Annotated in this window: 10 protein-coding genes; 4 read left to right on the top strand and 6 right to left on the bottom strand. The window is 54.3% G+C overall.

Annotated elements, in window-relative coordinates:
• Positions 1–215: 215 nt before the first annotated feature.
• Both cysS and rlmB read left to right on the top strand, forming a co-directional pair.
• Positions 216–1661: a cysteine--tRNA ligase gene (cysS, locus tag L0M99_RS07325; protein WP_238128235.1), complete on the top strand. Its 1446-nt coding sequence runs from the start codon at positions 216–218 to the stop codon at positions 1659–1661.
• A gap of 8 nt (positions 1662–1669) precedes the next feature.
• Positions 1670–2671: a 23S rRNA (guanosine(2251)-2'-O)-methyltransferase RlmB gene (rlmB, locus tag L0M99_RS07320; protein WP_238128234.1), complete on the top strand. Its 1002-nt coding sequence runs from the start codon at positions 1670–1672 to the stop codon at positions 2669–2671.
• Here the strand turns inward: rlmB and L0M99_RS07315 are convergent.
• A complete protein-coding gene (locus L0M99_RS07315; RefSeq protein WP_238128233.1) occupies positions 2659–3351 on the bottom strand; it encodes a hypothetical protein in 693 nt (230 codons plus the stop codon). The two genes, rlmB and L0M99_RS07315, sit on opposite strands and share 13 nt — an antisense overlap.
• A 159-nt stretch (positions 3352–3510) precedes the next feature.
• On the opposite strand from L0M99_RS07315, the gene brnQ reads away from it, so the two are divergent.
• Positions 3511–4953 carry a branched-chain amino acid transport system II carrier protein gene (gene brnQ, locus L0M99_RS07310; RefSeq protein ID WP_238128232.1) on the top strand — a complete coding sequence of 481 codons (1443 nt, stop codon included), beginning with the start codon at positions 3511–3513 and terminating at the stop codon, positions 4951–4953.
• Here brnQ and L0M99_RS07305 read toward each other — a convergent pair.
• From L0M99_RS07305 to L0M99_RS07285, 5 genes are all read right to left on the bottom strand, one after another.
• The gene (locus L0M99_RS07305) at positions 4950–5477 is read right to left on the bottom strand and encodes a type II secretion protein F (RefSeq protein WP_238128231.1); all 528 of its coding nucleotides are present in this window, start codon (positions 5475–5477) and stop codon (positions 4950–4952) included. The genes brnQ and L0M99_RS07305 overlap by 4 nt on opposite strands.
• Positions 5478–5479: 2 nt before the next feature.
• Positions 5480–6154 carry a type II secretion system F family protein gene (locus L0M99_RS07300; protein ID WP_024059948.1) on the bottom strand — a complete coding sequence of 225 codons (675 nt, stop codon included), beginning with the start codon at positions 6152–6154 and terminating at the stop codon, positions 5480–5482.
• A complete protein-coding gene (locus tag L0M99_RS07295) occupies positions 6151–7371 on the bottom strand; it encodes a TadA family conjugal transfer-associated ATPase (protein WP_238128230.1) in 1221 nt (406 codons plus the stop codon). Before L0M99_RS07295 ends, L0M99_RS07300 begins: the two co-directional genes overlap by 4 nt.
• Positions 7368–8402, bottom strand: coding sequence for a hypothetical protein (locus tag L0M99_RS07290; protein ID WP_238128229.1), 1035 nt, complete (start codon positions 8400–8402; stop codon positions 7368–7370). Before L0M99_RS07290 ends, L0M99_RS07295 begins: the two co-directional genes overlap by 4 nt.
• A 258-nt stretch (positions 8403–8660) precedes the next feature.
• Positions 8661–9425, bottom strand: a complete 765-nt coding sequence (locus tag L0M99_RS07285) for an LppM family (lipo)protein (RefSeq protein WP_024059946.1) — start codon at positions 9423–9425, stop codon at positions 8661–8663.
• 292 nt (positions 9426–9717) lie between these two features.
• Between L0M99_RS07285 and L0M99_RS07280 the strand changes: the two genes are divergently transcribed.
• Complete coding sequence (locus L0M99_RS07280; protein ID WP_238128228.1) at positions 9718–11547, top strand: phosphoenolpyruvate carboxykinase (GTP); 1830 nt, start codon at positions 9718–9720, stop codon at positions 11545–11547.
• Positions 11548–11623: the final 76 nt, after the last annotated feature.

Genomic DNA, 11623 nt, shown 5'->3' with positions numbered 1-11623 from the left:
ATTCCTCTCAAATAAGGATTTTTGCAAGGCTGCTGGCGAGATTTACCCGGCAGCGTTTGCACACTTACTATCCGAGTTTATCCGTCTTGCCCTGAAGTTGGTAGCCATGGGGCATTACGTGAAACCTGTCCGGTTACGAAATGACCAGTCTGCATTCGAAGGAAACTGCACAGACAAAGTTCGGGTAGGAGGGTGCTTGCCGATAGCATGGGAACATGAGCCTTCGCATTTATGATTCTGCCCGTCACCAGATCGTGGACTTTGAGCCGGTCAAAGCCGGACACGTAGGAATTTACCTGTGTGGAGCCACCGTCCAGGGTTCTCCCCATATAGGGCACGTGCGTTCGGCAATCGCCTTTGACGTGCTGATTCGTTGGCTGCGCCGCAGCGGTTACCAGGTAACCTATGTGCGAAACGTGACCGATATTGACGACAAAATCTTGAATAAATCCGCGGAGGCCGGATGGCCCTGGTGGGCATGGGCATACCGCTTCGAGCAAGAATTCGCGGCTGCTTATCGCGCCCTGGGGGTGCTGCCCCCGACCTATGAACCGCGCGCCACCGGGCAGATCCCTGAACAAATCGCCCTCACTCAGCGTCTCATCGATGCGGGTCACGCCTATAGTGATGGGAATGGGAACGTCTATTTTGATGTTAAATCCCTCAAAGATTACGGCTCGCTGACCCGGCAAAAGCTCTCCGATATGCGAACTACCGAGGACGAGAGCCAAATCGATAACCAAACCGAGGCGGGAAAACGAGATCCGCGGGACTTCGCCCTCTGGAAAGCAGCAAAATCCTCCGAGCCGGAAACTGCGAAATGGGATTCCCCTTGGGGTAAAGGCCGTCCCGGCTGGCATTTAGAATGCTCGGCAATGTCCCGGCGCTATCTGGGCGAAGCTTTCGATATTCACGGGGGCGGGATTGACCTGCGCTTCCCCCATCACGAAAATGAGCAGGCACAATCCCATGGTGCCGGTTGGCCATTCGCCAAATACTGGATGCATAACGCCTGGGTAACCATTAAAGGTGAAAAAATGTCGAAATCGCTGGGGAACTCCCTGGTGGTTTCGGAAATCTTAAAAACCACGCCCGCGGCGGTGCTGAGGCTCGCCTTAGGGACTACCCACTACCGTTCCACCGTGGAATACTCCCCGGAAACCTTGGAACAGGCGGGGGAAACTTGGAATAAGTTTACTTCTTCCCTGGCGCGTTTTGCTCAGGCCGCCCCCGAGGTTGCGGAGGCCAGTGCCGAAGATTTGGCTGCAGCCGCCCTCCCGGAGGCTTTTTGCGAAGCTATGGACGATGATTTAAATATCGCGGCTGCTCAAGCGGTGATACACGAAAAGATTAAGCAAGCTAATACCGCGTTTGAAGGCGGGAAACCTGCTGAGGGTGCGCAGATAGCCATCCAGATTCGCGCCATGCTAGAGATATTGGGGCTAGATCCGCTCTCGGAGCAATGGCGGGAAGCAGACAGTAGTAGCGATTCTGCCGCTACTGTTGCTTTAGAAAAGCTCGTCACTGACCAGTTGGAACAGCGAGTTCAGGCGCGCAAAGAAAAGGATTGGGCGCGCGCGGACGGGATTCGTGACCGCTTAGGCGCGGCGGGGATAATTATCGAGGACGGAGCTGGCGGCTCCACTTGGCATTTAGGTTAGGGGTTGGCATGGCAGTTCGCGGAGATCACCACGGCAGAATGAAGCGCAGTGATAAGAAAGGCGCTCCTAAAGGCAGCGGCGGCAATAAACGTGGTTTGCGGGCGAAAGGCCCTACGCCGAAAGCTGAGAACCGTCCTTACCACGCGGCTTATCGCGCTCGGATCCAAAAAGAGCGGCGGGAAGAAACGCAAGCAGCCCAACGTAAGGCACGTGCCAAACGTTCCCTAATCCAGGTGCGAGGTGGGCATCAACTGATTGCCGGACGTAACCCGGTGTTGGAAGCCTTGGAATCTGATATCCCCGTGACCAGAGTGTTCGTGGCGGGTAACCTGGCGGCCAATAAGAAACTTTCCTTGCTGCTCGCCAAAGCTAGCGCGCAGGGGGCACCCATCGTGGAAGTCCCCCGCTCGGACTTGGACCTCGCTACCGAGGGCGCAGTTCACCAGGGCGTTGCTCTGGAAGTCCCCGAGTTCGAATACACCGATTTAGCTGCGCTCTTTGACAATGCTGAAAAAAATCACGCTAAGCCACTGATTGTGCTGCTAGATGGGGTTACTGACCCGCATAACCTGGGAGCGATCGTGCGCAGCGCTGCCGCCTTTGGAGCCAGCGGGGTAGTGATTCCCGGCAGGCGCAGCGCCTCAATGAACGTGACTGCCTGGAAAGCCTCTGCCGGAGCCGCCGCACGTCTGCCGATTGCCCGGGTGTCTAACCTGGTAAATGCGATTCGGCAGTGCAAAGAGCAAGGCTGTTTCGTGCTGGGATTAGATGGCGGCGGTACTTCCTCGGTGAGCGAATCCGGTCTGGCAGATGGTCCTTTGGCATTAGTTACCGGAGCCGAGGGCGACGGGATATCCCGCTTGGTGAAGGAAAACTGCGATCTGCTCACCCGAATCGAGATCTCTTCTGCTGTGGAATCCTTAAATGCCGCGGTGGCTACGGGGATTGCTCTATTCGAAGTGGCTGCCGTGCGGCGGGAAAAAACGCACGCGCTTCCTCAAGAGTTATAACCCAGCAGACGCAGGGTAGCAACCACGGTACAGACAATCGCAAATAGGCTCGCTAAAGCGCAAAAGACCCGAGGCCAGAGGGGACTAACCTTCTTGCGCCACAGATAAAACAGCAAGACCAAAGCGAAGATTCCCAGGAAGAACCCGAGAGGAACCAGCAGGGCAGTGGAAGTACAGGCGATCCCAAAGGCAATCGGCAAGAAATAGGAAAAGAAGTTATGACGGATACGTTCCGAACTAATTAGTGACTCAATTTTACTGTCCAGAAAGTCCGACTTTACGGGTGCCGCGGACACAGTTTCCCCCCAGCCGACCAACTGACCGTATTCGCGCAGTAGGCGGGCATCCTCGAAACGAACGCGGGAGGCCGCCTTACCCCAGGGAACCTCGGAATTTTCCGCAGCCGCTGCCGCCTGAATCACTTGCGCGCCATTACCAGCTTTAATCACCGTCATATCCGCATCAGCGATAGCTACCACCTGTTGTGGATCCCCGAGATAGGCATAAAGCTGCTCTAGGGTATAGGGCGCGGGTAGGGAAGCGTTTTCCTCCATCTCTGTTACCGCCAGCCGAACCGCCCCAATAATTTGATTCCGACGCAGAACCGGGGTCAATGAAAGCAGGGAAGCCAGAGTTTGAAAATACTGATCAAGCGGGGAAAGCTGTGCCTCAGTCTGCAAGCATCTCACCTCACCTGCTTCAGAAAAATACGCCAATTGTAAACATGTTGTTGAAAATATGTTAACCCAGTATCCCAGAATGGAAGATTCTTTTTGAATAGCAGCTGGTCTTTGCGAAACTGTAACCGGTAAAAAGAATAAGAGTGGGGATTTCACACAATGAATAGCAAGACACGTATTCTCAATGTGCTAGTTACCGGACTGGCACTTTTCGCCATGTTTTTCGGAGCTGGCAACCTGATTTTTCCAGTAATGATTGGGGTGGAATCGGGAGTTGAACAGGTTCCCGCCACCATCGGCTTTATGATTACCGGAGTGCTACTGCCCATGGCCGGAATGATTGCCGCCGCTACCTCTTCTTCCGGAGTGCTCGGGATTATTGAACGCATCTCTCACTACCCAGGTCTGGTGTTTTGCTGGCTGATCTTTTTGTCGACCGGAATGCTATACGCGATTCCGCGTACTGCCGCCGCCTCCTTTTCGATGTCCTTCCAAGCCACTACAGGGGACTCGCACCTGGCGCTATTTATTTACACATTGGTATTCTTCGGCATCGCCGGTTACCTGTGTTTGAATCCGCGTAACGTGCTTGACCGGATTGGCGGTCTGCTAACCCCCGCACTATTGATCCTGCTGGCGGTAATGATTATTGCGGCGGTAGCAACTATGGATCCTTCGGAGGCGGCTCCGATTGAAAAATATGCATCAACCCCCACTTTGAAGGGTATTTTTGACGGTTACGGCACCTTGGATGCCATCGCTTCCTTCGTATTCGGGGTAGTGATTATTCGCGCGCTGCGGCAAAAAGGATTCCAACCCGGCAGGCAGCTATTTGGGGTTACCGCCCTTTCGGGAGTGATCGCCGCTTTCTTCCTCGGCCTGGTCTATTTCGGACTGTCGATGGTGGGCTCGCGCGTGGGACGACTCAACCCCAACGTTAAAGACGGCGGGGAAGGCCTGGCGTTCGCAGCGCAGCATTTATTTGGATCTACCGGCAGGGTAATCTTGGGTGCAATTGCTATTTTGGCTTGCCTAACTACTGCCATTGGTCTAGTCGAGGCTTCCACCCAGTTCTTCCGGGGATTGTTCCCGCAGATTTCTCGTCCGGTGTGGGTGGTTCTGCATGTGGTGATTTCTTTAGCAATCGCTAACCTGGGGCTAGAGGCACTGGTAAACGTGATTATCCCGGTAATGATGTTCTGCTACCCCATCACCATCATGCTGGTAGTAACCTGTATCCTGGATATTTTCATTCCCGGACATATGTTCTGGGCCTACCGGCTTTCAGTGTGGGTAGCCGCGTTCTTTGGTCTTTTCGATGGCCTGAAGGCTGCTGGGGTATTGGAGGAGTGGATCGACACCACCATTCCGTTGGCTTCGCTAGGGTTGGGGTGGTTGATTCCGTCTCTGGTGATGCTGTTGGTCGGTCTGATTATCGATTTTGCGCAAGGCCGGATGAAACAGCAATACGACTATGATGCGGTGGCCAGGCAGCGGAACCAATCCTTGGTAAGTGCCGGCTTGGCGTTCAATGAGGACGAGCTAGATGAAGTCGCTAAACCGCAGGAAAACCCGACCGAAAAATCTGATTCGGACAGCTAGAGGTTTTCTATTCCCGCCAAGATTACCGGCACTATCCCCAGGAGGATAAATGCCGGTAACTGGCAGATACCTAGGGGAATAACCAGCCGAACCGAGAGTTTTTGGGCGGCTTGGCGGGCACGCTGGTCTTTACTGGCGCGTACCCGCAGTCCGGCACCTTTCAGTAACGCCTCGGGGGATACCCCATCCTTCCAGGCAGGTTCGAGGGCGGCAGATAGATACGGTGCCCACTCGGGGCAGGTATCCCCGCGTTGCAACAGAGACCAAGCTAAGTTCCATTCAACTCCGAAAATCAGCGCGCGAGAAACCGCGGCTAGGCGAGGCTCTCCACTGGCAGTCGCCAAGGCAGTTAAGACGCGCGGAATCGCGGCGCCGCCGGCCAGTCCGGCGCTCGCCAAGTCCAGCATCACTGCCGGATCAATCGCGCCACGCCTGGTATCTTCATCGCTAGATTTGTGTGGAGGAAGTGCAGGTAAAAACCAGGGCAAGGTCCCCAAGAAAACCCAGATTGCCAGGATAAACATTTTTATGCCTTTTCCGCTTGCGCCACTAAGCGAAACATCCAAAACATCCCGGTTAACAGGGCAATAACCCCGACCAAGGCACTGATAGTTCCCAAGCCTCCGGCGAATATTGCATTTAGCGGATTGGCTCCTAGCAGAGATCCCAACGCGATTCCTCCTAAAGGTAAAAGCCCCAAAATAGTGGCGGAAGCCTTCGGGGCAGTAAGTGCTAGTTTCCGGGCACGAGCGGCATTGGCAGCTTCGGTAAGCGAATCTGCGCAGCCAGCCAACACTTCAGCTAAGGGGGCGCCTACTGCCTCGGAAAAACGGACTGCCGCCAGGAGGCCAGTTAAAGAAGCCTGCTCCCAAGAAGTTAGATTTGGTTCTATTGCCGCTTGAATATCTGTGGCGCTGGCAGTTTTGGGACGGGAGAAACCGTGGCGTGGCAAACTTTTTACCCAGGCTGAATCGGGATCGGCACCGGCGTTTAGGCGGCTCGCTACCTCGATAACTGCCGCTGCTAGTTGGGGTTTTGGTTGGAAGTGACGCTGCAGAATCCCGACAAAGTAGGTAATGGAACTAGCTATTTTAGGCCGAGGCAGGCGGCGGGTTCTGGGCGGATGAGCATCCGGTAAATGCCAAGGCAGGCCGGCAAGGGTTAGAAAAAGTCCCACTAAGGTGGCGATTTTCCAGGTCACGGTGCCTCCGCAAGATAATCAAAATCCATATCTACCAGCTGTGATAGTTTTTGATACCCCGCCCCTCTAAGCAACTGTCCGGCAGGAGTAACTTTGAGTGCCAGTTGCGCCGCTAGGTGGGAATGATCCCAAACCGGAACCCCGACCTCGGATACATAGCGCCGAGTGCTTCCTCGCTCCGTTAAGCGGCGAATCTGTAAAAAGGCATCTACCCCCGCTATCACCTGTGCTCCCACGGTAGATTCCGGCATTAAGGCCAACGCTCCTAGTGCCACCAGACGGGCAGGAACCTCAGTTACCGCATTGGCATGTACCGTTGCCCAAGTGCCTTCGTGCCCGGTGTTCATCGCAGACAGTACTTCCCGTACCTCCGGACCGCGGCATTCCCCCAGTACAATCCGATCCGGACGCATCCGCATAGCCGCACGCACCAGCTTTGACATGGGAACCGCGCCTACCCCTTGCACATTGGCGGTGCGTTCTTGCAGGTGAATTAAGTGAGGATGGGAAGGAAAAAGCTCGGAGACTTCCTCGATACATACAATCCGCTGGTTGGGGGGCACCAATTCTAACAGGGCAGACAGCAGCGTGGTTTTCCCCGAACCGGTGGCTCCGGAAATAAAACAGGAAGCGCGCCGGGAAACTAGGGCGGTCACCACCGGCGCTAAGGGCGCAGACACGGTTCCCGATTTCACCAATTGGGTAAAGTTTAAGCCTTTGGCTCGCGGGCAGCGCAAAGAAATAACCGGAGAGGGTACCGCTAGGGGAGGTAATACCGCATGGAGCCTAATGCCATTTGGTAGCGTGCCGTCGGTGATCGGCGCGGCATCATCTAAACGCTTTCCGGCAGCTCCTGCTAACCGGACTGCTAAGGAACGGAGATTACTGTTGGAACCAAAGTCCAGTCTGGTTTTGCAAAGACCGCCGCCACTATCGACCCACACTTGCTGAGGTCCATTGATTAAAACATCGGTTACTTGCGGGTCTTGCAGCAGGGATGCCAGCTGGGGGCCAAACCCGGATAATTCTGCATTTATTGTTGCCAAGTTATCAAGCAGGTGAGCGGTTCCTGCTGCTGGCGCGCTTGCCTGGCGGATCACTTCTGCCGGAGCTGCACCCGAGGCTACTAGCAGGCGGTTGTCCCGGTCAGTTTGGGAAGCTACGGGATGCCGAGGTGCCGGCTTTAAGACCGGTAGCCATTTTTTGAAAGCCTTCATGCTACCGCCATCAGATTTCGCAGTAGCTGTGCCAACCTTACTTGCAAGTTTTTTGGCCATAAACTGCCCAGTCCTTGCGCTTGCAGCGGTTTTAGTTCCCGGCAATGCGGCACGAAATATCTTTGATTGTCGCTGCTAGGGGGAACAATTCTGTTAGGGACGCGATTGGTCACTAGCGGGATTCTGCGCTGGTGGATTTGTTGCAGAACCTGTCGATTAATTGCCGATTGCCAGTAATCTTTCACTAGCAGGGTTTGCCCGGGTAAATTGTTTAGGTCTTGCACGGAACCAAGTTGTCCCCAATCGATAACTACCAGTGAAAATGCGCGAACTAACAAAGAAAAAAGAGGTGATAGCTGGCGGAGATCACCGCGGTGGAGCTGGAGAAAACGGGTATTTTGCACCCTGGGTAAAACCTCACGTAAGCGGGAAACTAACAGGTCTGCTTCCAGGTCACGAGAGGAAAAGTTGCTAATAGCGGGAAAACCGAGTTTGCGCAACCCTGATGAATATTGGGGCGAAATCGAGTCTGAGAAAGGACAACTGGCATCTACAAAAATCGAGTTCTTAACGCTGTTTGCTAACCCGAACGCAATGGTGGAGGTGCCACTTTTTGGATGTAACCCGAAGATATTGAGGATGCGTCCTCGGGAAGGATAGCAGTATTGATCAACCTGCGAGAGAAAAGCTTCTACCTGGGATGGGAGGCGAAAAACTCCGGGGCGTTGCAAGGGGCTTCCAGGAGGGGTGAAGCTTCTTTGGGGCAGGGGCGGTGGGCTGGCTGAAAAATCTGCGCGAACTATGGGAAGCGGGGAGGAAAGCCAACTTAAATTGACGCTAGCAGGACTGATAACTGTACTTAAGCTGGCAGCAGGAGGCGGCAGTTGGGTGGTGAAATGGATATTAGACACTCCGAGTACCTGGGATAGGAATTGCAACTGTCCCAGGTTAAATCCCCACAATAGGCAGGTCGGGTCGGTATCACCAGGTACTTGCCTGGCAGGCATTGGTGTTGGTAGATCTGTTTGCACGACTGGCTCCTGCGGGTTTGTTTGCGAAGTACACCTAGATTTAGTGAATGGGGAGCAGGGGAGACAACAAAAGAAATGGCATTCCTAGGAAACCAGAGTCCTGTCGATCCCTGGGGATAAACCGCGAAGTAAAGACAAAGGTGCGGACAGTAACGGATTCTCAAAAAATTGGAGTCCGGGTGGCTGCATCAGGCAGGAATCACCGGGTTTATCGGTGTTGCGGATAAAGGGAGATGCTGAAGGGGGTCAAATAAGTGCCTATTTACCGCGGCGTTTACGTGAATGTTTGGAACGATGTCCAGAGGCGGATCCTCCCAGATCTAAATAGCTCAAAGTGCGCAGGAGTAACTTGCGGCAGGCGCCAGCGAATCTCTTTCCCGCTTGCGCTAGCTTGCCCCAAATAGGGGCGACGCGTGGATGTTTGCGGAAAATCACTAGCGCCACTATTAGTGCTAGCAGAATAACCAAAAATCCGATTCCCCATTTTTGGTTCATCGTTATCCCCGGGTGATCTTGTCCTCGTACCTCGAAACCTTTGACGAGAGCTTGCGGGGTCGTCCAAGTGACGGTGTTGCCTTCTGCTGTCGCCCCGGAATAGGTATCGGTTTTTAACACTGGGCCGGGGAAGGTAATTGTCAGGCGGAACTGGTCGGTTTGGGCATCTAAGAAATCTAAGCTTTGCACCGGGGCAAGTTTCGCCACGTAGCTGTCACCGATATGTTTAATGGTCACAAACGGCTTCTTGGCCTGGGAAATATGTTGTGCCTTCACCGTGATCGTACAGTCTGAAACCTGATCAGTGGATTTATCTTTAATCTCGACTTGTGAAGTTTTGAGGTAGTCCTCGATTCCCGGAATCTGATCCTTACATTTAATATCTTGAGTAGTTCGCGGCTGCGTTAAATGAGTACTAAACGAATAGGTATCATTGCCGTAAATCTGCATTTGGGTGCTAGCTTCACAACCCGCCAGCAATATCGCACAGGGAAGTAGAATTAGAGCTAAAAGTCGTTTGCCCTTCACCCTCGCTACCTCCTTGAGTGGCGGCTATAAACCCGGTTATCGCGTTACCGTTATTTTTAATCATACTGTAAAGAATTACTTATGCCGATGGTAAAAGGTTCACTTCCCTAGCTGAAAACCAATCGGGAAGGTGTCCTATGGCCTAAAGTTTCCCTTAATATGAGCCAGGTCATAGTAATTTATGGAAATTTTTAGACGCTCTCGGTAGAGAAAGTGGCAGCGATGACGGAGAATAGAAAAGCAATAGCAACTGTGTGTTGCCGTGTCGAGTGCCGCAGGAGGCAAGAGATAAATGACAGTGACTGAGAAAGATGTGCTAGCTGCCGCCCCGAAGAACGCGCCTAAAGAGGTCGTTGATTGGGTAATTAAAGTTGCAGAACTGGCGAAACCGAAAGCGATTGAGTTTTGCGATGGTTCCGAAGAGGAATGGACTCGCCTAACCGATCTCATGGTAGAAACCGGGATGTTCACCCGTTTGAATCCGGAGAAACGTCCTAACTCCTTCCTGGCTCGCTCGCTACCCTCCGATGTGGCGCGCGTAGAATCGCGTACTTTCATCTGCTGTGAAAAGGAAGAGGATGCTGGCCCCACTAACAACTGGGCAGATCCCAAGCAGATGCGCGAGACCCTGAATGAAAAGTTCGACGGCGCGATGGCTGGCCGCACCATGTACGTGATTCCCTTCTCCATGGGACCGCTGGGTGGCCCGATTTCTCAGCTGGGTATCGAACTCAGTGACTCCCCCTACGTGGTCTGCAACATGCGGATTATGACCCGTATGGGTGCTAAGGCGATGGATCTCATCAACGAGGGACGTCCCTGGGTTCCGGCGGTTCACTCCGTAGGTAAGCCGCTGGCTGAGGACGAGACTGACGAAGCCTGGCCTTGCAATGACGAAAAGTACATCACCCACTTCCCCGAAACCAATGAAATTTGGTCCTTCGGTTCCGGTTACGGCGGGAACGCCCTGCTGGGCAAGAAGTGCTACGCTCTGCGTATCGCCTCCACGATGGCTCGCCGTGACGGCTGGATGGCAGAGCACATGCTGATTCTGCGTCTGACCGACGAAAAGAGTGGCGAACAGTACCACGTGACCGCTGCCTTCCCGTCCGCCTGCGGCAAGACCAACCTGGCCATGCTGCAGCCGACCATCCCCGGCTACAAAGTCGAAACCGTTGGTGACGACATTGCCTGGATGCGTCCTGGTGAGGACGGTACGCTGCGCGCGATCAACCCCGAGGCTGGCTTCTTCGGTGTTGCTCCGGGAACCTCTTACAAGACCAACCCGATGGCTATGGAGACCATGAAAGAAAACTCCATCTTCACCAACGTAGCCTTGACTGACGATGGCGATGTCTGGTGGGAAGGCATTGACGGAGACACCCCGGATCACCTGATCGATTGGCATGGTAATGACTGGACTCCGGAATCTGGCGAAAAGGCCGCTCATCCGAACTCCCGTTTTACCACTCCGGCTGCGCAGTGCCCGATCGTATGCCCCGATTGGGAAGCTCCCGAAGGCGTTCCGGTCACCGCTATCCTCTTCGGTGGACGTCGTGCTTCTAACGTACCGTTGGTAGCCGAGCAGTACTCCCCGGCACACGGCGTATTCATTGGTGCGTCCGTAGCCTCCGAGCAGACCGCTGCTGCTGAAGGTGCTGTGGGATCCCTACGTCACGATCCCTTCGCTATGCTGCCCTTCTGTGGCTACAACATGGCTGACTACTGGGGTCACTGGCTAGAAATGCAAGAAAAGGTCGGCGACAAGTTCCCGCGGATTTACCAGGTTAACTGGTTCCGTAAGGACGAGGACGGCAGCTTCTTGTGGCCGGGCTATGGCGACAACGCTCGCGTTCTGGACTGGATCGTACGCCGCGCCTCCGGCAAGGTTGACGCGATTGAGGGACCGACTGGTTACTACCCCAAGTTCGAGGACTTCAACCTGGAAGGCACCGGATTGGGTCAGGAAGACTGGGACAAGATGTTCGCCATCGATCCCGATGCCTGGCTAGCCGAGACCGAGGACACCGAGAAGTACTTCTCGCAGTTCGGTGACAAGCTGCCCAAGGCCATCTCCGAAGAGCTCGCTAAACTGCGTGAGCGTCTGCAGGCACTGAAGTAACCACCTAACGGAGAGTTACCTCTTTTCTTTTTAGAAAAATAAGAGGGGGGGGGGGGGGGGGGGGGGGGTGGGGGGG

The organism is Varibaculum cambriense, assembly GCF_022133705.1.
Taxonomy (GTDB): Bacteria; Actinomycetota; Actinomycetes; order Actinomycetales; family Actinomycetaceae; genus Varibaculum; species Varibaculum cambriense_A.
Note: the sequence above shows the minus strand (reverse complement) of the source record. Positions and strands in the feature narration are given on the sequence as shown.

Bases quoted from the DNA above. Each gene is read 5' to 3' on its own strand.
- cysS (WP_238128235.1), top strand. From the start codon at position 216: ATGAGCCTTCGCATTTATGATTCTGCCCGTCACCAGATCGTGGACTTT.
- rlmB (WP_238128234.1), top strand. From the start codon at position 1,670: ATGGCAGTTCGCGGAGATCACCACGGCAGAATGAAGCGCAGTGATAAG.
- brnQ (WP_238128232.1), top strand. From the start codon at position 3,511: ATGAATAGCAAGACACGTATTCTCAATGTGCTAGTTACCGGACTGGCA.
- L0M99_RS07305 (WP_238128231.1), bottom strand. From the start codon at position 5,477: ATGTTTATCCTGGCAATCTGGGTTTTCTTGGGGACCTTGCCCTGGTTT.
- L0M99_RS07295 (WP_238128230.1), bottom strand. From the start codon at position 7,371: ATGAAGGCTTTCAAAAAATGGCTACCGGTCTTAAAGCCGGCACCTCGG.
- L0M99_RS07280 (WP_238128228.1), top strand. From the start codon at position 9,718: ATGACAGTGACTGAGAAAGATGTGCTAGCTGCCGCCCCGAAGAACGCG.